Genomic DNA, 20,493 nt, shown 5'->3' on the forward strand with positions numbered 1-20,493 from the left:
CGCCTGGAGTAACGAAGATCAAACTGTGGGAGCTGGCTTGCCTGCGATGGCGGTAGGTCAGCTACTGAGATGTTGACTGACAGGCCGATATCGCAGGCAAGCCAGCTCCCACATGGGTCGGTGGTGTTGGCTAGATAGCGGTCCCTGATTGGGGCCGTTTCAAGAAGCTGGGGACGGGCTGACTTGCTCCAATGCGCTATCGATCAGCAACTGCCCCAACTCGGCCATTTGCTGGATCCCCAGCATGATGGCGCGCTGGGAAGTGTCCAGGTCGAAGGCCAGGTTGCAGGTGAGCGCATTGAGCGAGGACAGGGTTTCGCTGGCATTGACCAGCAGGGTTTCGTTGTCTTGGTGGGGGTTTACGGTGAAAAGGGGTGGATTGGGCGTAGGTTTGACCATGATTTACAACTCCGATATGTGATGGAGGCTGTCCTCTCTCCGCTTGCACGCGAATGAAGGTGGCAGCTGTACGCAGGTGTGCAAGACCGGGCATATCGGACCCCGGCAGACTCCGAAGAATCTCCCACGCACAGCCGCCATAACGAGTACAGCAGGCATAAAAAGCGCCCGCTTGCAGGAAAAGTCTGAGCACTAGCCCATCACAACACCATCATCACATTGACCTTCCCCAGGCCCTCCAGCGCATAGCTGTGGTACTCATACACTTCTCCCTGAATAACCAGGTGCAGGGCACCACCCTCATTATTGACTTGAACATCGGGCTCTTTTGTTTTGAGAAAAGGAGGGGCCGACACTAATGCGCTGAGTATTTCCTGATCACTTCCCAAATCCTTATGCACGTAGTACCTGTAGGAAAACCCCACCGTCGCGCCACCTTGGCCATCTCGCGCACCATAGATCGACATACCGTTGCCCAGGGAATGCTTCAACACCACTTCATCCAGGTCCGGTGTTCCGGGCGACAGGACCCAACTGCCGCCGATATAGATCAGGCAGATCACAAGCAGGCAATTACTCAGAACAGGTATGAGGGGCTTAGTGACCTTGCGAAATGGCATATTCGATACCTCTTCTTATCCAATATTGGTCCCGTGGGTCATCACCAAAAGGCTCACCGCCCCACCATGATCCAAAATCCGGACGAGTCGTTCTGGCGACGGTTTGAGCCACACCGGCGGCTCGCAGCAACACATTTTCGGGAATGCCCAGCACCGTGCCCGTGGCACCGTAATTGAAGTTACCAAAAGCTTCGTACTGACGCCCCTGCTTCTTGTAGTTCCAAGGGCCGGCCGCACGGACCTGGGAGTAAAACCAGGAATAGGCGAATGCCGAGCCGGGCTTGAGATGAATGCGCTTGCAGTTGGAGATCGCCATGTTTTCAAGAATTGAAACACCGGGCGGCATTAACGGTACGGCCATTTGCGAGTCCTTGCTGGCAGTGAGGAGTGCAGAACCTAGCGACTCCACTCCGGCCTGAAAACCCGCCTATTCCAAATTCAGAACCCGCCTACAGCAACTCCATCCTATTCACACATATCACCCAGTAATTGAGCGGTTTGTGCGGATTGATTGACCTGGAGATGAGCGCAGCTCAGTGTGGGAGCTGGCTTGCCTGCGATGGCGTTGGGTCAGTGTTTGATGCAGTGACTGAAACACAGCTATCGCAGGCAAGCCAGCTCCCACAGTAGATCTTCATAGGGCTCAGGATCAGGCCAGGCCGGACTCTACCAGCAGCGCTTCAAGGCCCATCAAGTCCGGCACCTTCGCCACCTGCTCGCCCACTTGCACCGCCGCCAGTTCCAGCGGGCACAGGGGCACGTCCACGTAGCTCAATTCGCTGTCGAGCTTGTACGAGCGGGGAATACCCTGGATCACCAGGGCAATGAACTTCAAGGTCGGTCGCCCGCCCAGTGCATTCAACACCACGATGCGTGAGCGTTCTCCCGTCATGCTGGCTTCACCGCAGGCAGCCTCAAAACTGATCAACGGAATTTGCCGATCGCGCCAGGTCACTTGCCGCAGATACCACGGCGGCGCATCGCTGGCCGGTTCGCCACGCTGGAAATCGATCAGTTCGGCCACGGCAACGTTGGGCAGCACCAAGTGGCGGTCGGCCAGGGGCAGTAGCAAGCCGGTGAGTTGGCTGGTGCGGTGCTCAAGCATGGGACTTGCTCCAGTAGGCGATGCTCTCCAGCAGCACCGACTCTTGGTACGGTTTGCCGAGGTAGTCGTTGACGCCAATGGCCATGGCGCGGTCGCGGTGTTTCTGGCCGGTGCGTGAGGTGATCATGAGGATCGGCAAGCGCATCAGGCGTGGGTCGTTGCGTATCTGAATGGCCACTTCGAAGCCGTCCATGCGCGGCATTTCGATGTCGAGCAGCATCAGGTCCGGGGTGTGTTCTTCCAGGATGGCGAGGGCGTCGATACCGTCCTTGGCGGTGAGCACGTTCATGCCGTTGCGCTCCAGCAGGCGGCTGGTGACTTTGCGCACAGTGACCGAGTCGTCCACCACCAGCACCAGCAGCGGGCGTTTTTTCAGTGGGTCGTTGAGGATCAGCGGCGCATCCACTGCCTGGGCCGGCAAGGCCGGTTGCCGAGCGCGGATGTGCGCCAGCAGGTCGATGATCAGCACCACATGGCCGTCGCCCAGGATGGTCGCGCCGGTCACGCCCTGCACCCCGGAGAATTGCGGGCCCAGGCCCTTGACCACGATCTCGCGGGTACCGGCCATGGCATCCACGTGCACCGCCACGCGGCGTTCATTGCAGTGCACCAGCAGCACCGGCACAGGCTGGTACTGGCCCAGCAGTTTCGGGCGGCTGGCGGTGTGCAGCAGGTCGCCGAGGTAGAACAACTCGTAGCGCTGGCCAGCGTATTCATAGTGCGGCGGGTCTTGCTGGTAGTGCCCCGCCAATTCGTGGGGCAGCACGCGCACCAGGCCTTCGATGGTGTTGAGAGGGATCGCGTATTGGTCGTCCGCGCAGTGCACCATCAGCGCACGATTGACCGACACGGTAAACGGCAGGCGAATGCGAAAATGCACGCCCATGCCCGGCGTCGAGTCGATCACCATCGAGCCGCCGAGCTGGCGCACTTCTTCATGCACCACGTCCATGCCCACGCCGCGCCCGGAAATCTGGGTGATTTTTTCGGCGGTGGAAAAGCCCGGCTGCAGGATGAACTGCAACACGTCACGGTCGCTGATCTCTTGATGGGGCGCGAGCAGGCCGCGCTTGATCGCCTTGCGTCGCACCGCTTCGAGGGGCACGCCGGCGCCGTCGTCGCGCATGTCGAAGACGATGTCGCCGCCTTCGTGGGTCAGGTCCAGGGTGATGCGGCCCTTCTCCGGTTTGCCCGCCGCCAGCCGCACTTCGCGCGACTCCAGGCCGTGGTCGACGGCGTTGCGCAGCATATGCTCCAAGGGTGCCGCCATGCGCTCCAGCACATTGCGGTCCATCTCGCCTTCGGCATTGCCGACGATAAACTCCACGTCCTTGCCCAACTCGCCCGCCACTTGCCGCACGATGCGCTTGAGGCGTGGCAACATGCGCTCGAAAGGCACCATGCGCGTGCGCATCAGGCCTTCCTGCAACTCGGTGTTGATACGCGCCTGTTGCTGCAGCAGGTTGTGGGCATCCTGGTTGCGGCGCTCAAGGGTGTCCTTGAGGTCGAGCAGGTCGGAGGCAGATTCGGACAGCGCACGGGCCAGCTGTTGCAGCTGCGAGTGGCGGTCCATTTCCAGCGGGTCGAACTCTTCGTAGCCCAGGCGTTCGGCCTCGGCTTGCTGGCGGCTCAAGAGGCGGCCCTGGGTTTCGCTGTCGAGCCGGCGCAATTGGTCGCGCATGCGCTCGATGGTGGTTTCCATCTCACTCAAGGCAATGCGCGCATCCTTGACTTGCTGCTCGATACGCCCACGGAAGATCGAAGTTTCGCCGGCCAGGTTGACCAGGTCATCGAGCAAGTCGGCAGAGATTTTCACCATGTCGGCGGCCGGGTCGGCGACCGCTTCGGCCTTGCCCGCCGGCAGCGCCACCGGTGTGACCGGCTCATCACTGGGGTGCACCAGGCTCTTGATGCGCTCGATGAGTTTATCCACCGAACCCACCGGCAATCCCTCGGCCACGGCGTCGATCATTTGCGCCAGGCGATCATGGCAACCTTGCAGCAGTGCGAACAACTCAGGGGTCGGCGCGAGCAAACCGGCGGAAAGCCCTTCGTAGAGAAATTCCAGCTCATGGGCCAGATCGCCGATCGGCCCGATCTCGACCATGCGTGCACCGCCCTTGAGGGTGTGCAGGTCACGCAGCAGGGTTTCCACTTCCTGGCGATTGCCCGGCTCGTCCTGCCAGCGCAAAAGCGCGCTGCCTGAGCTGTCGAGGATATCGGCGGCTTCTTCGAGGAATATATCCAGCAATTCCGGGTCGGCACCCGAGGCTGGCGCCACCGCAGCCGGCGCTGCCGGGCTGCTGGCCTGGCGCAATTCCCGCAGCCTTTCGACCAGTTCGGCGCCGTCACTCAGGGGTTGCTGTTGTTGCAGCTCTTCCAATTGTTGAGCCAAGCGTTCGTGGCTGGCCATCAGTGCCTGGGATAGCTCGACAGAGTAGCTATAGCGGCGGTCCACCAGCCCCTCATAAACGCATTCCAGCTCGTGGGCCAAGTCGCCCACCGGGTCGATTTCGGCCATGCGCGCGCCGCCCTTGAGGGTGTGCAGATCCCGCTGCAACGAGGACAAGGGCGCAGCGCTGTCGGGCTCCAGTAACCATCGCTTGAGCGACTGGCCGGCGCTGTCGAGGATGTCTACGGCCTCCTCAAGGAAGATCTCAACAATCTCGTCGTCCATCGCGGTGGCGTGATCCAGCTGCGCGGTGGCCGCGCCCAATTCGGAGATACTCAGGGCGCGGCTGCCGTCGCTTTTGATCAGGCCTGTGGCGGACGGGTCCAAGGCTTCGTCCAGCAACGCGCGTAACGCCTGCAGCCGTGCAGGCGCGGGGCTGATTTCCTGGCCGGCGGCCAACTGGTCGAGCATGTTGATCAGCGCGTCGTGGGCCTGTTCAGCCTCTTGGAAGAACCGGGCGCTGACCGCCAGGCTGCTTTCCTCTACCGCGCCATACAGGTCGAGCAAGGCTTCGCACAACGCGTCGATAGGATGCAGGTCGGCAAGGTGCGCACCCTCGCCCAGGGTGGTCAGTTCGTCTAGCAACGCCGTGAGTTCCAGACGGTCGCCGGGGTGTTGCTGCCAGCGACGCAGCAGGCTTTCGGCGTCGAGCAGGATGTCCATGCCCTGGGCCAGGAAGTTGGTGATCAAGTGCGGGTCACGCTTGACGCGCAGGCCGGCCGTGGGGGCGTCGAGCAAGGCGGCCAGTTGATGCTCCAGCAGGTGTTGGGTGCGGCTGATCACGCTGGCCGCGCCGTGGATCGGCGCCAGGGGATTGTTGTCCAGGTCACGCACCCCGCGCTGGAACAGCCCTTGTGCCTCAAGCAACAAAGCCACTTCGTCCTTGTCCAGCGGCACGCGGTGGGCCTTGTACTCACGGGTGAGGTGATCCAGCGGGCGCGCCAGTTCGGCAATGGGCAACACGCCGGCCATGTAGGCGCTGCCCTTGAGGGTGTGCAAGGCGCGTTGCAGTTCATCACTGACCTGCAGCGGCACCTGCTCGGCGGCCTGTTGCAGGAAGTGGTCGAGGCTGTCCAGATGGCCCTGGGCTTCGTTGCGAAAGATCTCCAGCAGCATTGGGTCATGGGGCTCGGTGGTCGATGTTGCAGCGCCACTGGCCAGGGCATGGGCATGGGCGGCCAAGGCGTCGACTTCATCGCGCTGGCGTTGATCGTCGCTAGCGAAATCGGCGATCAGCTCCGGCAGCAGGGCCACGGCCTCATCCAACACCTGCCGCACCTCAGGGCCAAGGACTACACTGCGTTCCAGCACGCGATTGAGCAGGTTCTCCACGGCCCAGGCCAGCTCGGCCAGCACCAGGGCGCGCACCATGCGGCCGCTGCCCTTGAGGGTATGGAAAGCCCGGCGCATTTCGCCCTGGGCGGCTTTGTCCGCGCTGTCGGGCAGGTAGCGATGCAACACGTCGAGGACTTCATCGGTTTCTTCAAGGAAGACTTCGCGCAGTTCATCGTCAATCGGTTCTTCACCGGCCGGCGGCGGCAACAGGCTACCGGGACGCTGCAAGGCTGGAGGGTTGAGACGTGATGCAGGGCTGGCCAAGGCATCGAACTGGGATTGGTTTGGCGCAGCCTCGGTGGACAGCGCCCCCTCGGGCGCAGCCAGCGCCTGCCGCCAGGGTTTTTCCACCGGCAGGTAGCCCAATGCATTCAAGCCCTGGGTGGCCAACTCCAGCACTTTTTCCCCTGCCGCGTCAGGGTCTTGAAGCATGCGCTCGAGGTAGTACTCCAGGCTGCTGACCACCTCGGCGAAATGCGTCAGTTGTGTCGCCGAAGGGGCGGCCTCGTTGATCATCAATTGCTCGTCGACGTAATCGGTGCAACCGCGCATCAGGCTCGCCGCACGCGGCAAGGGAATCATCGCCAGGGCACCACGCACCTGGCTCAGTAGCTCGGGCAAGGACTCCAGGCGCTGACGATCCCAATCAGCCTCAATGCAGTCGATCACCAGCTCCTTGGCTTGGCGCAAGCACTGGCACGACTCACGAATCACCAACTGATGGATCTGGGTCAGGTCGGTGGTGGGCAAGCGGCTGTCTTCACGGCTTTGCGGTTCGACGGTGCCGATCATCCCGGCCAACGTCGCTTCGACATACAGCAACGCGCCGGCCACATCCATCAACACCGCGTCATTGGGTTCGCGCTGCCCCTGGACTAGGCTCAACACCACAGCGAGTTGGTCGATGATCACTTTGCGCGGCTGGCCGAAACCCAACACCGCGAGGGTATCGGCTATCTGCCGCAAGGGCGCCAGCAACGGCTCGAGGTCCTGGGTGTGCTGGCGATCACTGCGCACGAACAGATCCAGGCGTTCCTTGACCCGCACCAGCTCCTCACACAACGCCCCGAGTACCGAGCCCATGGCATTGCGATCCGGCCCGGCCAGCCGTGCACGTTCAGCATCGACCACGGCGCTGTCGGGCAAGGCTTCGTCCAAGCCGTAGCGCTCCTTCAGGCTCTGCATGCGCGGCGTCGGCCGGGTGACTTTGGCGACGTAGAACAACAGGCTCTTGAGCAACTCGTCCGGTGCCGGCTGGTTGATGCCATTGATGCCTTGAACCAGCAAGCGCTTGAGTTGCTTGTCGCTGGCCTTGAGCAGGCTGCGTAGCGCCGGGCTGTTGGCGACCACGCCGGTGAGCATGCCTTCGACCAGCGCCGAGGTGACCTGCCACAACGGCAGCAGCGGCGCACCCTGGCATAGCGCTTCAAGGCGTGCGAACACCCGCGCCATGTCTTCCAGGTTGCTGGGGCCGTGGTCTTCACGCAGCAATCCGGCGAGGGCTTGTTGCAGCAGGTGGCGCCATTGGCGCAACTGCTCATGCAGATCCGGCGTGGCCCGCTGGGCCAGGGCTTGCTCAGGCAACGGTTCGATCGATAGCAGTTGCGGGCTGAACAGGCTGGTCTCCGATAGCAGGCTTTCACCACGGGCGCTGCGCAGGTCGTTGAGCAGCGGTAGCACCACCAGCGGCAAGTCGCGGCGGGCACTGTGCACGCGGTCGAGGTACAGCGGCAGTTGGCCGAGGGCTTGTTGCAGCAGCCGGATACCTTCATCGCGTTGGCCAACGTGCCCGGCCTGTAGTGCCAGGGCCAGTTCCTCGATTTCTTCGGCCAGCAGCGCCGCGCCGTAGAACTCGACTATTTGCAGCGCGCCATGTACCTGGTGAATACCGGCCAGGCATTCGTTTAGAGCGTCGTCATCATGGGTTTCAACGTACGCGTCCAGGGCCGACCGGGCCTGCTTCAGGGTTTCGGCAATATCGCCCTTGACCCATTCGAGGGCCACATAGTCGTGCCGATCAACCATAACTGCTCCGCTTAGAATTCATGAGTTGCTGGTATCTCACAAACAATGGAGATCCAATGTGGGAGCTGGCTTGCCTGCGATAGCGGTGGGTCAGCACTATTTCTGTATCTGACAGACCGCTATCGCAGGCAAGCCAGCTGCCATAGTTGGACTGTGGTGTTCTTCAGGTCGTATTTCAATCATCGACCTGCTTGGGCGGCGGCAAGGTAAAACCCGATACCGACATGCGCAACTGGCTGGCCATCTTCGCCAGGTTACCAATGCTTTCTGCGGTGGCGGTGGAACCCGACGACGTCTGGGTGGTGATCTGCTGGATCACGTTCATGGTCAGGGAAATCTGCCCCGCCGATGAGGTCTGTTGCTGCGCCGCGTTGGAAATACTCTGGATCAGCGCCGCCAGGGTTTTGGACACGCCTTCGATCTCTTCCAGCGCCACCCCGGCGTCCTGGGCCAGGCGCGCGCCGCGCACCACTTCCGTGGTGGTCTGTTCCATGGAGATCACCGCTTCGTTGGTGTCGGCCTGGATGGTGCGTACCAGGGTTTCGATCTGCCGGGTGGCCGCCGAGGAGCGTTCGGCCAACCGTTGCACTTCATCGGCCACCACCGCAAAACCGCGCCCGGCGTCACCGGCCATGCTGGCCTGGATCGCGGCATTGAGGGCGAGGATATTGGTCTGGTCGGCGATATCGTCGATCAGGCTGATGATGTCTCCAATTTCCTGGGACGACTCGCCCAAACGCTTGATGCGCTTGGCGGTGTCCTGGATCTGCTCGCGAATGTTGTCCATGCCGTGGATGGTGTTGTGCACCACCTCGTTGCCTTTGTTGGCGATCTCTACCGAACGTTCAGCTACCGCCGAGGATTCGGCCGCGTTGGCCGACACCTGGTCGATGGACTGCGCCATCTGGTTGATCGCCGTGGACGCTTCGGCAATCTGCTGGGCCTGATGCTCCGACGCCTGGGCCAGGTGCATGGCGGTGGCCTGGGTGTCCTGCACGGCACCGGCGACCTGCCCGGCAGTGAGGTTGATGGTGGCGACCAGGTCGCGCAGTTGGTCCACGGAATAATTGATGGAGTCTGCGATGGTGCCGGTGAAGTCTTCGGTGACCGAGGCGGTGACGGTGAGGTCGCCGTCAGCCAGGTCTTCGATTTCATCCAGCAGGCGCATGATCGCGTTCTGGTTGCGCTCGTTCTTCTGCGCGGTTTCATGCAGTTGGCGGTTGGTCTCGCGCACCATGACCAGGCCGATCAGGATGATCGAGGCCAGCGCCAGCAAGCCCAGCACGTAACCGCCGATGGTGTCGAAGCTGCGCCCGCTGGCGAGGTTTTCAAAACCCGTGGCCAGGTGCGAGGCTTCATCGAGCAGGGTTTGCGACAGGTTGAAAATATTGCTCGCCGAGGCGCGCACCTGGAACAACTGCGGCGAGGTCTCGAGAATTTCATCCACGGAGCCGGAGACAAATTCGAACAGCTCGGCGATGTCCGCCAGCCGCGCCCGGGCATCCGGGTCTTCGACCTGGGTGATACGCAGCCCCGGGTTGCCGTTGAGCATGCCATTGAGCACCACGCCAAAACGGTTGGCATCGCGACCGAAGGCATCGGCGGCCTGCCCGGCGGTTTCATCCCCCGCCAGCACCGTGTTGACCGCCCCCAGGATACGTTCGGCCAGCAGCGACTGGCGTTGGGCCAAGGCTACCTGGCTGGCCGGGGCGCCGCGTTGCAGCAGGATATCCACGACTTTTTCCGACTCGATCTGCAGTTGCGGTACGGTTTCGGCCAGGGTCGCCGCCACCTGGTGCAACGACAACACGGTCTGCTCGCTGGCCAGGATGGCGTCGGTGTTTTTCAGCAACGCCTCCCAGTCGGTCTGCACCGCCCGCATTTCGGCGCGCACCGCACTGGGCGCCGCCGGTAAGCCGGTTTGCGGGTCACCTTTTTTCAGGTAGCCCCAGCGCTGGGCAAAATCGTTGCGCGCATCGCCCAGCAGCTTGAACGCCGCCGCTTTCCCGGCAGCGGCCTCGGTGGCGTTCTTGGCAATGCGCTGGGACAGCACGCGCAGCTCACCGGCGTGGCCGATGTACTGCTTATCGTAAGTGGACTGGGTGTTGAGGTACGCGAAGTTGGCGAACAGCAGCATGATGAACACGATCAAGGCGATAAACAGCACGATGATCTGCGAACGGCTGCGCGAAGCGGCCTGGGGTTTGGGCGTGGTAGCGGTGCTCATGCGGCAACATCCATGAAGCCAGGGGCCTGGGCCAGGGCGAAGGGGCTGAAGACTTGCCACGGCGGGTCGCCGTCGAACTGGCCCTGAATAAACGGCGCGCTCGAGGCAGCGCTCGCCACCCAGGCATCCAATGGGAAATGCTGCATGCCTACCACCTCATCTACCAGCAGCCCGACAAACAGGTCGTTGAACTCCACCACCAGCACCCGCCGTTGCTTGCGCGCCCTGGACAACTCAAGGCCCAGGAAACCGCCCAGGTCCATCACCGGAAGCAAGCGCCCGCGCAGGTTGGCCACGCCCTTGACCCAGGGCTTGACCCCCGGCATCAAGGTGCAACGTGGCTCATGCAACACCTCGGCGACTTCGCCCATGGGCGCCACGTAGGCGTTTGGCCCTATGCGGAAAGCGATGCCGCTCCAGCGTTGCAGGCGCGTTTCCTGGGACGGCAGGTCCGCGGCCAGCAAGCGGCAGCGGCGGTCGATGTCCAGCAGCAGCTCGAAGGCGGTTTGCGACTCGGTCATGATCGCAAGCCTTAGCCGGCCAGCACCTTGTTCAGGGTGGCAATCAGGGTTTCTTCATCCACAGGCTTGGTCAGGTAGTCCTTGGCGCCCTGGCGTGCGCCCCAGATCTTGTCGGTTTCCTGATCCTTGGTGGTGATGATGATGATCGGGATACCGTTGGTTTCCGGCTCCTTGGACAACTGGCGCGTGGCCTGGAAGCCGTTGAGGCCGGGCATCACGATATCCATCAGCACCGCGTCGGGCTTTTCCTGACGGGCCAGGGCCACGCCGTCCGCGCCGTTTTCGGCCTTGAGCACCTGGTGGCCATGCTTTTCCAGCATGCCGGTGAGTTTGTACATTTCGGTCGGCGAATCGTCGACGATCAGAACACGTGCCATGGTTTTCCCCGCTACATTGGTCGGCGCCGGCCCTCGTGAGGCGGCGTCAGTGTGCTTGTTCTACTGCGGCGAACCCAGGCACATAGGCCTTGATCGCCCCCAGCAGTTCTTCCTTGCTGAAAGGCTTGGTCAAAAATTGATCGACACCCACGATGCGCCCCTTGGCCTTGTCGAACAGGCCGTCCTTGGAAGACAACATGATCACCGGGATCGACTTGAACGCCGGGTTGTTCTTCACCAGGGCGCAGGTCTGGTAGCCGTCCAGGCGCGGCATCATGATGTCGACAAAGATAATGTGCGGGTGATGATCGACAATACGGGCCAGGGCGTCGAAACCGTCGATCGCCGTGATGACCTCGCACCCCATGTTCTTCAACAGCGTCTCGGCGGTGCGGCGGATCGTTTTCGAATCGTCGATTACCATCACCTTCAAGGCGTTGGAATGCTGTTCCATATCTGCTCTACCATCGCCACAGCGAATCGGTTTTCGGTGTGTACTGCCTGATGTTGCACAGGATGAACGCCGCAAGCCTTGGAATTCAAGGGCTGCTGCGCCGTGCCAGCCTTTTTAGCACAGTCTCCTGGCGCAATCTATCGAGGCACCCGCCCAGTGGTTTTTCCTTGACCCACAACAGCCGCAGCGCCACTCTGACGCCACTTTTATGCGCCCTAATTTGCTAGAGGAAATCCCCATGAGCGTTCGCGTCGGCATTGTCATGGACCCTATCGCCAGCATTTCCTATAAAAAGGACAGTTCGCTGGCCATGCTCCTGGCCGCCCAGGCCCGCGGCTGGACCTTGTTCTATATGGAGCAGCGCGACCTTTACCAGGGTGACGGAGAGGCCCGCGCACGCATGCGCCCGCTGCAGGTGTTTGCCAACCCCGAGAAGTGGTTCGAGCTTTCTGACGAAATCGACAGCCCGCTGAGCGACCTCGACGTGATCCTGATGCGCAAGGATCCGCCGTTCGACATGGAATTTGTGTACTCCACCTACCTGCTGGAGCAGGCCGAACGCGCGGGCGTGTTGATCGTCAACAAGCCGCAAAGCCTGCGCGACTGTAATGAAAAACTGTTCGCCACCCTGTTCCCGCAGTGCACGCCACCGACCGTGGTCAGCCGCCGCGCCGATGTACTGCGTGAATTCGCCGCCAAGCATGGCGACGTGATCCTCAAGCCGCTGGACGGCATGGGCGGCACCTCGATCTTCCGTCACCGCGCCGGCGACCCGAACCTGTCGGTGATCCTCGAAACCCTGACCGCCCTGGGCACCCAGCAAATCATGGGCCAGGCCTATCTGCCGGCGATCAAGGATGGCGACAAGCGTATCCTGATGATTGACGGCGAGCCGGTGGATTATTGCCTGGCGCGCATCCCGGCAGCCGGCGAGACCCGTGGCAACCTGGCCGCCGGTGGTCGCGGTGAAGCGCGGCCGTTATCAGAAAAAGACCGCTGGATTGCCGCTCAAGTCGGTCCAACCCTGCGGGAAAAAGGTCTGCTATTTGTCGGACTAGACGTAATTGGCGAGAACCTCACTGAAATCAACGTCACCAGCCCGACCTGTATTCGCGAGATCGACAACGCATTTGGCACGAACATCGGTGAAATGCTGATGGTCGCCATTGAACGCAAGCTACAAGCCAAGTGACATAGAACAGCCGGACACCTACCAACATTGCGTTATCATGCGCCACCTGTGAAACGCGCGATGTTGGTTTTCTTGTCATGACACTCCCGTCCGATCTGCCCCCCGAATTCTCCCCCAGCGGCGTGCGCCCGGCCGATCGTCTCGGTTTTACCCTGTTTCTCGCTGCCTTGATTCATCTCGCCCTGCTCCTGGGTGTGGGGTTCACCCTGGTCGAACCCAAGCAGATCACCAAGACCCTGGAAATCACTCTCGCCACGTTCAAGAGCGAAAAGAAGCCCGAAAAGGCTGACTTTCTCGCCCAGGACAACCAACAGGGCAGCGGCACCCTCGACAAGAAAGCCGTGCCCAAGACCACCGAGGTAGCGCCCTTCCATGACAACCAGGTCAAGAAGGTCACTCCGCCGCCAGCGCCCAAGCCTGAGGTCAGGCAGGCCACGCCCAAGGCTGCGGTGACGACTGTCGCGCCCAAACCGCAAAAAGCCCCGACCCAGCGCGAAAAGGCCAAGACCGAACCCAAGCTCGAGCCAGTGAAACCTGCTCCGACGTTCGACAGTTCGACGTTATCCGACGAAATTTCCAGCCTGGAAGCCGAACTGGCCCATGAGCAACAGCTTTATGCCAAGCGCCCGCGCATCTACCGTCTGAACGCCGCCTCAACCATGCGCGATAAAGGTGCCTGGTATAAGGACGAGTGGCGCAAGAAAGTCGAACGCATCGGCAACCTCAATTACCCGGACGAGGCGCGGCGCCAACAGATTTATGGCAATTTGCGCTTGCTGGTGTCGATCAACCGTGACGGCTCGCTGTATGAGGTGCAGGTGCTGGAGTCCTCCGGCCAGCCGCTGCTGGACCAGGCTGCGCAACGCATCGTGCGCCTGGCCGCGCCCTTTGCGCCGTTCAGCGGCGACTTGAGCGACGTGGACCGCCTGGAAATCATCCGCACCTGGCGGTTCGCCAAGGGCGACCGGTTGTCCAGCAACTGATCACGCCCGCACTACAGATCATTCCCACGCTCCGCGTGGGAATGCCGCCTGGACGCTCTGCGTCTGCTCTTGGGACGCGGAGCGCCCCGGGATGCGTTCCCACGCGGAGCGTGGGAACGATCAGCGATCAGGCTCGCGCCCGCACTTGTCAGTTCGCCCCTCCAACGCCACACTAGCGGACATGAAAAACGTCAGCCCGACCTACCTCAAGCACCAATTCCTGATCGCCATGCCCCATATGGCCGACCCGAACTTTGCGCAGACCTTGACCTACATCGTCGAGCACACGGCCAATGGTGCCATGGGGCTGGTGGTCAACCGCCCGCAGGAGCTGAACCTGGCCGATATCCTTGAGCAACTGCGCCCGGAGATCGACCCGCCGGCGCGTTGCCAGGGCGTACCGATCTACATCGGCGGGCCGGTGCAGACCGATCGCGGTTTTGTGCTGCACCCCACCGGGCCCAAGTTCCAGGCCACGGTAGACCTTGAGGGTGTGTCATTGTCCACATCCCAGGACGTGCTGTTCGCCATCGCCGACGGCGTCGGCCCTGAGCAAAGTGTGATCACCCTGGGCTACGCCGGTTGGGAAGCCGGGCAACTGGAGGCCGAACTGGCCAGCAATGCCTGGCTGACCTGCCCGTTCGACGCTGACATCCTGTTCAACACCGCCAGCGAACTGCGCCTGGAAGCGGCAGCAGCCAAGCTGCGGGTCAACCTCAGCCTGCTGACCAGCCAGGCGGGGCACGCCTGATGGCCTTGCGTCTGATCCTCGGTTTTGACTACGGCACCAAACAGATCGGCGTAGCGGTTGGCCAGGTCATCACCGGCCAGGCCCGCGAGCTGTGCACCCTCAAGGCCCAGAACGGCGTGCCGGACTGGAACCAGGTCGAAGCCCTGATCAAAGAGTGGAAGCCTGACGCGGTAGTGGTCGGCCTGCCCCTGAACATGGATGGCACCCCCAGTGACATGTGCCTGCGCGCCGAGAAGTTCGCGCGCCGCCTCAATGGCCGCTACAACCTGCCCTTCTATACCCATGACGAACGCCTCACCACCTTCGAAGCCAAGGGGGAACGCCGCGACCGTGGCGGGCAAAAGGGCAGTTACCGCGACAACCCGGTAGACGCCATCGCCGCGGCCTTGCTGTTGCAGGGCTGGCTGGATGAAAACACCGCTTTATTTGAATCCTGACCCGCCGCGATCCTGTGGAAGCGGGCTTGCCCGCGAAGAACGTTAACGATACCGCGAGAAGGCTGGATGAACGCGGTGCCCATGAGTTTTTCGCGAGCAAGCTCGCTCCTACACACTTGATAAGGAGCCACCATGAGCTTGCCGAACCCTGCCGAACTGATCAGCCAGATGGCGATACGCCTCAAGGCGCACCTGGAACACCGTGCCATCAGCGAACCGCGTTTTATCGGCATACGCACCGGTGGCGTGTGGGTAGCCCAGGCATTGCTGGAAGCACTGGGCAGCGATTCGCCCCTGGGCACCCTGGACGTGTCCTTCTACCGCGACGATTTCAGCCAGAACGGCCTGCATCCACAAGTGCGCCCTTCGGCCCTGCCCTTCGAGATCGAAGGCCAGCACCTGGTACTGATCGACGACGTGCTGATGAGCGGCCGCACCATCCGCGCCGCCATGAACGAACTGTTCGACTATGGCCGCCCGGCCAGCGTGACCCTGGTGTGCCTGCTGGACCTGGATGCCGGCGAACTACCGATCAGCCCGGACGTCGTAGGCGCGACCCTGTCGCTTGCCCCCCAGCAGCGGGTAAAATTGTCCGGTCCTACGCCGCTCGAACTCGAACTGCAAGACCTTGCCCTTTAAACCGCCTTGTAAAGAGTCCCCGCGATGACGCCTCTAGATGCCAAGCGCCCGCTGCAGCTCAATGCTCAGGGCCAGTTGCAACACTTCTTGTCCCTCGACGGTTTGCCCCGCGAACTGCTCACCGAAATCCTCGACACCGCCGATTCGTTCCTGGAAGTCGGTGGCCGGGCAGTGAAGAAAGTCCCGCTGTTGCGCGGCAAAACCATCTGCAACGTGTTCTTCGAGAACTCCACCCGCACCCGCACCACCTTTGAACTGGCGGCCCAGCGGCTGTCGGCCGATGTGATCACGTTGAACGTGTCCACCTCGTCGGCGAGCAAGGGCGAAACCCTGCTCGATACCCTGCGCAACCTGGAAGCCATGGCAGCCGACATGTTCGTGGTACGCCACGGCGACTCCGGCGCTGCGCATTTCATCGCCGAGCATGTGTGCCCGAACGTGGCGATCATCAATGGCGGCGACGGCCGTCACGCGCACCCGACCCAGGGCATGCTCGACATGCTCACCATTCGTCGGCACAAGGGCAGCTTTGAAAACCTCTCGGTAGCCATCGTCGGCGACATCCTGCATTCGAGGGTTGCACGTTCGAACATGCTGGCTCTCAAGGCCCTGGGTTGCCCGGATATCCGCGTGATCGCGCCCAAGACTCTGTTGCCAATCGGCATCGAACAGTATGGCGTGAAGGTCTACACCGACATGGCCGAGGGCCTCAAGGATGTGGACGTAGTGATCATGCTGCGCCTGCAACGCGAGCGCATGGCCGGGGGCTTGTTGCCCAGCGAAGGTGAGTTCTACCGCCTGTTCGGCCTGACCACCGCACGCCTGGCCATGGCCAAGCCGGATGCAATCGTGATGCACCCGGGGCCGATCAACCGCGGTGTGGAAATTGAGTCGGCGGTGGCCGATGGCCCGCAGTCGGTGATTCTCAACCAAGTGACCTACGGCATCGCCGTGCGCATGGCCGTGCTGTCCATGGCCATGAGCGGGCAAACCGCGCAACGTCAATTCGAGCAGGAGCAGGCCCAGTGAAGCTCAGCATTCTCGGCGCCCGAGTCATCGACCCGGCCAGTGGCCTGGACCAAGTTACCGATCTACACCTGGACGCCGGCAAGATCGTCGCCATGGGCTCCGCCCCCGCAGGCTTCAACGCCGGCCAGAGCATCGATGCCAAGGGCCTGGTGGCCGCGCCTGGGCTGGTGGACCTGAATGTCGCACTGCGCGAGCCGGGCTACAGCCGCAAAGGCAATATCGCCAGCGAAACCCAGGCCGCCGCGGCCGGTGGCGTGACCAGCCTGTGTTGCCCGCCCAACACCAAGCCGGTGCTGGACACGTCGGCCGTGACCGAGCTGATCCTTGACCGCGCCCGCGAAGCCGGCAACTGCAAAGTGTTTCCCATTGGTGCCTTGAGCAAGGGCCTGGATGGCGAACAACTCGCCGAATTGATCGCCCTGCGTGACGCCGGTTGCGTGGCCTTCGGCAATGGCCTGGAAAGCTTTCGCAGCACGCGCACCTTGTGCCGCGCCCTGGAATACGCGGCCACCTTCGACTTGACGGTGATCTTCCATTCCCAGGACCGCGACCTGGCCGAAGGCGGCCTGGCCCATGAAGGCGCAGTGGCCAGCTTCCTCGGCCTGCCGGGCATTCCGGAAACAGCAGAAACCGTGGCTCTCGCTCGTGACCTGTTGCTGGTGGAGCAAAGCGGCGTGCGTGCGCATTTCAGCCAGTTGACCAGCGCCCGGGGCGTGGCTCTGATCGCCCAGGCCCAGGCCCGTGGCTTGCGGGTCACCGCAGATGTCGCCCTGTACCAACTGATCCTGACGGATGAGGCGCTGATCGACTTCTCCAGCCTGTACCACGTACAGCCCCCGCTGCGCACCAAGGCTGACCGTGACGGTTTGCGTGCGGCGGTGAAGTCGGGTGTGGTGTCGGCGATTTCCAGCCATCACCAACCTCACGAGCGAGACGCCAAGCTGGCACCGTTTGGCGCGACCGAGCCAGGCATCAGCAGCGTGGAGTTGTTGTTGCCACTGGCGATGACGCTGGTGGAAGACGGCTTGCTGGACCTTCCGACACTGCTGGCACGCCTGAGCGCCGGCCCGGCCGAGGCCCTGCGCTTGCCGGCGGGCCAGTTGTCGGTGGGTTCACCGGCGGACCTGGTGCTGTTCGACCTGGCAAACTCGACGGTGGCTGGTGAGCGTTGGTTGTCCAAGGGCGAAAACTGCCCGTTCATCGGCCACAGCCTGCCGGCGACGGTGCGGTATACCTTGATGGATGGGCGGATCAGCTACCAGGCTTGACGCGCAAGCTCGTTCCCACGCTCTGCGTGGGAACGCATCCTGTGACGCTCTGCGTCAGCACTCCAAAGGTGGACGCGAAGCGTCCTGGGCTGCATTCCCACGCGGAGCGTGGGAACGATCAGTGCTCAGCGCCCGCTGTTGCGCTCGGCATTGCGGATCGAGATCTGCGTGTTCAGCGTCCAGAAGTCATACAGCACCCCGATCAGGAACAAACCGCCGGTCAGCAGGTAGATCAGGCCGGTGATCCATTTGCCCTGGTACATACGGTGCACACCAAACACCCCCAGAAACGCCAACAGAATCCACGCGACGCTGTATTCAATCGGCCCAGCGGTAAACCGCAGGTCGGCTTCACGGTCCATGGCCGGGATCAGGAACAAGTCGATCAACCAGCCAATGCCGAACAAGCCGAAGGTGAAAAACCAGATCGTGCCCGTCACAGGCTTGCCGTAATAAAAACGATGAGCCCCGGTAAAACCGAAAATCCACAGCAGGTAACCAATCGCCTTGCTGTGGGTGTCTTGCTGCTGAGCAACCTGTTGATAGGTGTTCATGAAGGACCTCTTTTGCTTCGATAGATAAATTTTTTCATTTTCTTTGTGACTTTTTTACGGGCGCCCGACGTACGGCAAATGTTATCGTCCTGCCCTCAAAGCCTTGTAGGGCCTGACTTGTGTAGGACAATTGCGGCGAATCGTCGCGTTTTTCCTGAATTTGACCCCAAGGTTCAATCGACAAACGGGCTGAGAACAGCACAAAAAGCTGTTATAAAGTTGCGCGCAAACCCATAAGAGCCACGCCTAATGCGACCATTTTTCAAGACATGGCTAACCATTTGCCTATTAATGCCACTGGCCGCCCACGCCACCAATCGTGAGCAACGACTTCCGAACGTTAACGGTTTCACCCCTAAAGTCCATAGCACGCCCAGCACTGCCAAATCGGCAAAGCCGACCGTCAGCCGTCCGACTCAACTGAGCAAGGCCCACGGCAAAGCGCTTTCCACCCAGCTGGCCGTGAACACCAAGCAAAGCAGCAACGTCTTGAGCCGTGCCGTCAACGTGCTCGGTACACCTTATCGTTGGGGCGGCAGCAGCCCAAGTAAAGGGTTCGACTGCAGCGGCCTGGTGAAATATGCATTTAACGATGTAAAAGCGGTGGACCTGCCACGCACTTCCAACGCCATGGCGGCCGGCCATGGGTTGAAGGTTGACCGCAAAGACCTGAAACCGGGCGACCTGTTGTTTTTCAAACTCAAGAGCCGCCAGGTCAATCACGTCGCCATCTACCTGGGCAACGACCGCTTTATCCACGCACCGCGCCGTGGCAAGTCGGTGAGCATCGACACACTGAAAAAACCGTTCTGGGACAAGAACTACGTGATTGCCAAGCGGGTACTGCCTAAAGAGCAGAACAACAACCTGCGGATCGTGCAGCGCTAAGCCAGGCACTACTGAAGCTCCCCATTTGAAATGCGATCAAATGTGGGAGCTGGCTTGCCTGCGATGACGGTGTGTCAGTTGGCAGAGAGAGTGCCTGACAGTCCGCTATCGCAGGCAAGCCAGCTCCCACATTGTGTATCTGTCTGTTCTAGATATCTGCCGGCACCCTCGCCTTCTCCCGGGCCTCTTCCCGACTGACCAGCCCCGCGCCGACCAACGCCTTCAAACTCATATCCAGGGTCTTCATCCCCAACGCCCCTCCCGTCTGGATAGCCGAAACCATCTGCGCCACCTTGTCTTCGCGAATCAAGTTACGAATTGCCGGGGTGCCCAGCATGATTTCATGAGCGGCCACGCGCCCACCGCCCACCTTCTTCACCAGCACCTGAGACACCACCGCCTGCAACGACTCCGACAGCATCGAGCGGACCATGGCCTTCTCCCCGGCCGGGAAGACGTCTACCAGCCGGTCCACTGTCTTTGCCGCCGACGAGGTGTGCAGTGTGCCGAACACCAGGTGCCCGGTCTCTGCCGCCGTCAGCGCAAGGCGGATGGTTTCCAGATCGCGCAATTCACCCACCAGGATCACATCCGGGTCTTCTCGCAGGGCTGAACGCAGGGCCACCGAGAAACTGTGGGTGTCTCGATGCACCTGGCGCTGGTTGACCAGCGCCAGTTTCGGCCTGTGGATAAACTCGATGGGGTCTTCCAGCGTGAGGATATGCTGGCGTCGATGCCGGTTGAGGTCGTCGATCATCGCCGCCAGGGTCGTGGACTTGCCCGACCCGGTGGGCCCGGTCACCAGCACCAGGCCGCGAGGAAGGCGGGCGATACGCTGGAACACCTCGCCCAGTCCCAGGTCCTCCAGGCTTTGGACCTCAGTCGCAATAGCCCGGAACACCGCACCCACGCCGCGATCCTGGCGGAACACGTTCGCCCGGAACCGGGCGACGCCTGGCAATTCGAAGGCAAAATCCGTTTCAAGAGATGTTTCGAAATCCTTTTGTTGATGTTTATTCAGCAAAGGGCTCAATAAGTCGACCACTTGGGTAGCGTTCAGCGCTGGCCCATCCAGCGGCCAAACCTCGCCATCAATGCGCAGCATCGGTGCCAGGCCGGCTGACAGATGCAGGTCTGAGGCGCCTCGGCTTACGCTGGCCGTCAGCAATTGCGTGATATCCATAGGGCTTTCCATTTCCAGTAGAATGCCGCGGACTCCATATCCACGGGCGCATCT

General features: G+C 61.7%; 19 protein-coding genes. 8 read left to right on the plus strand and 11 right to left on the minus strand.

Annotation, left to right across the window (positions count from 1 at the left end):
• Positions 1 to 159: 159 nt before the first annotated feature.
• From JFT58_RS00965 to pilG, 9 genes are all read right to left on the minus strand, one after another.
• The gene (locus tag JFT58_RS00965) at positions 160 to 399 is read right to left on the minus strand and encodes a DUF6124 family protein (RefSeq protein WP_019817747.1); all 240 of its coding nucleotides are present in this window, start codon (positions 397 to 399) and stop codon (positions 160 to 162) included.
• A gap of 200 nt (positions 400 to 599) precedes the next feature.
• Positions 600 to 1,019: a hypothetical protein gene (locus JFT58_RS00970; protein WP_054897569.1), complete on the minus strand. Its 420-nt coding sequence runs from the start codon at positions 1,017 to 1,019 to the stop codon at positions 600 to 602.
• Complete coding sequence (locus tag JFT58_RS00975; protein ID WP_044269533.1) at positions 997 to 1,380, minus strand: polymorphic toxin type 44 domain-containing protein; 384 nt, start codon at positions 1,378 to 1,380, stop codon at positions 997 to 999. Before JFT58_RS00975 ends, JFT58_RS00970 begins: the two co-directional genes overlap by 23 nt.
• Before the next feature lie 288 nt (positions 1,381 to 1,668).
• Positions 1,669 to 2,124 (minus strand): chemotaxis protein CheW, encoded by a 456-nt coding sequence (locus JFT58_RS00980; RefSeq protein ID WP_003195048.1) that lies wholly within the window; start codon positions 2,122 to 2,124, stop codon positions 1,669 to 1,671.
• Complete coding sequence (locus JFT58_RS00985) at positions 2,117 to 7,936, minus strand: Hpt domain-containing protein (RefSeq protein WP_054897570.1); 5,820 nt, start codon at positions 7,934 to 7,936, stop codon at positions 2,117 to 2,119. Before JFT58_RS00985 ends, JFT58_RS00980 begins: the two co-directional genes overlap by 8 nt.
• Before the next feature lie 175 nt (positions 7,937 to 8,111).
• Positions 8,112 to 10,163: a methyl-accepting chemotaxis protein gene (locus tag JFT58_RS00990; protein WP_054897571.1), complete on the minus strand. Its 2,052-nt coding sequence runs from the start codon at positions 10,161 to 10,163 to the stop codon at positions 8,112 to 8,114.
• Positions 10,160 to 10,684: a chemotaxis protein CheW gene (locus tag JFT58_RS00995; protein WP_034128935.1), complete on the minus strand. Its 525-nt coding sequence runs from the start codon at positions 10,682 to 10,684 to the stop codon at positions 10,160 to 10,162. Before JFT58_RS00995 ends, JFT58_RS00990 begins: the two co-directional genes overlap by 4 nt.
• 11 nt (positions 10,685 to 10,695) lie before the next feature.
• Complete coding sequence (gene pilH / locus JFT58_RS01000) at positions 10,696 to 11,061, minus strand: twitching motility response regulator PilH (RefSeq protein WP_014720320.1); 366 nt, start codon at positions 11,059 to 11,061, stop codon at positions 10,696 to 10,698.
• 46 nt (positions 11,062 to 11,107) lie between these two features.
• A complete protein-coding gene (gene pilG, locus JFT58_RS01005; protein WP_014720321.1) occupies positions 11,108 to 11,515 on the minus strand; it encodes a twitching motility response regulator PilG in 408 nt (135 codons plus the stop codon).
• Between the two features lie 238 nt (positions 11,516 to 11,753).
• Between pilG and gshB the strand changes: the two genes are divergently transcribed.
• The 7 genes from gshB to JFT58_RS01040 all read left to right on the plus strand — a co-directional run bounded on the left by gshB (position 11,754) and on the right by JFT58_RS01040 (position 17,814).
• Positions 11,754 to 12,707: a glutathione synthase gene (gene gshB / locus JFT58_RS01010; RefSeq protein ID WP_054897572.1), complete on the plus strand. Its 954-nt coding sequence runs from the start codon at positions 11,754 to 11,756 to the stop codon at positions 12,705 to 12,707.
• 77 nt (positions 12,708 to 12,784) lie between these two features.
• Positions 12,785 to 13,690 carry an energy transducer TonB gene (locus JFT58_RS01015; RefSeq protein WP_054897573.1) on the plus strand — a complete coding sequence of 302 codons (906 nt, stop codon included), beginning with the start codon at positions 12,785 to 12,787 and terminating at the stop codon, positions 13,688 to 13,690.
• Positions 13,691 to 13,871: 181 nt separating this feature from the next.
• Positions 13,872 to 14,441 (plus strand): YqgE/AlgH family protein, encoded by a 570-nt coding sequence (locus JFT58_RS01020; protein ID WP_017139445.1) that lies wholly within the window; start codon positions 13,872 to 13,874, stop codon positions 14,439 to 14,441.
• Positions 14,441 to 14,878: a Holliday junction resolvase RuvX gene (gene ruvX, locus JFT58_RS01025; protein ID WP_003195067.1), complete on the plus strand. Its 438-nt coding sequence runs from the start codon at positions 14,441 to 14,443 to the stop codon at positions 14,876 to 14,878. The genes JFT58_RS01020 and ruvX overlap by 1 nt, the downstream gene beginning before the upstream one ends.
• Positions 14,879 to 15,010: 132 nt before the next feature.
• The gene (gene pyrR / locus JFT58_RS01030; RefSeq protein WP_019817751.1) at positions 15,011 to 15,517 is read left to right on the plus strand and encodes a bifunctional pyr operon transcriptional regulator/uracil phosphoribosyltransferase PyrR; all 507 of its coding nucleotides are present in this window, start codon (positions 15,011 to 15,013) and stop codon (positions 15,515 to 15,517) included.
• A 24-nt stretch (positions 15,518 to 15,541) separates the two neighbouring features.
• The gene (locus JFT58_RS01035; protein WP_034128938.1) at positions 15,542 to 16,546 is read left to right on the plus strand and encodes an aspartate carbamoyltransferase catalytic subunit; all 1,005 of its coding nucleotides are present in this window, start codon (positions 15,542 to 15,544) and stop codon (positions 16,544 to 16,546) included.
• Entirely contained in the window at positions 16,543 to 17,814 is a 1,272-nt protein-coding gene (locus JFT58_RS01040) for a dihydroorotase (RefSeq protein ID WP_054897574.1), read from the plus strand. Before JFT58_RS01035 ends, JFT58_RS01040 begins: the two co-directional genes overlap by 4 nt.
• A 125-nt stretch (positions 17,815 to 17,939) precedes the next feature.
• Here JFT58_RS01040 and JFT58_RS01045 read toward each other — a convergent pair whose 3' ends face one another.
• A complete protein-coding gene (locus JFT58_RS01045) occupies positions 17,940 to 18,368 on the minus strand; it encodes an NINE protein (protein ID WP_054897575.1) in 429 nt (142 codons plus the stop codon).
• A gap of 249 nt (positions 18,369 to 18,617) precedes the next feature.
• Between JFT58_RS01045 and JFT58_RS01050 the strand changes: the two genes are divergently transcribed.
• Entirely contained in the window at positions 18,618 to 19,256 is a 639-nt protein-coding gene (locus JFT58_RS01050; protein ID WP_034128941.1) for a C40 family peptidase, read from the plus strand.
• Positions 19,257 to 19,404: 148 nt separating this feature from the next.
• Here JFT58_RS01050 and JFT58_RS01055 read toward each other — a convergent pair whose 3' ends face one another.
• Positions 19,405 to 20,439 carry a type IV pilus twitching motility protein PilT gene (locus JFT58_RS01055; RefSeq protein WP_054897576.1) on the minus strand — a complete coding sequence of 345 codons (1,035 nt, stop codon included), beginning with the start codon at positions 20,437 to 20,439 and terminating at the stop codon, positions 19,405 to 19,407.
• Positions 20,440 to 20,493 lie beyond the last annotated feature (54 nt).

This window comes from Pseudomonas sp. MF6767 (assembly GCF_016405475.1).
Lineage (GTDB): Bacteria > Pseudomonadota > Gammaproteobacteria > Pseudomonadales > Pseudomonadaceae > Aquipseudomonas > Aquipseudomonas paracarnis.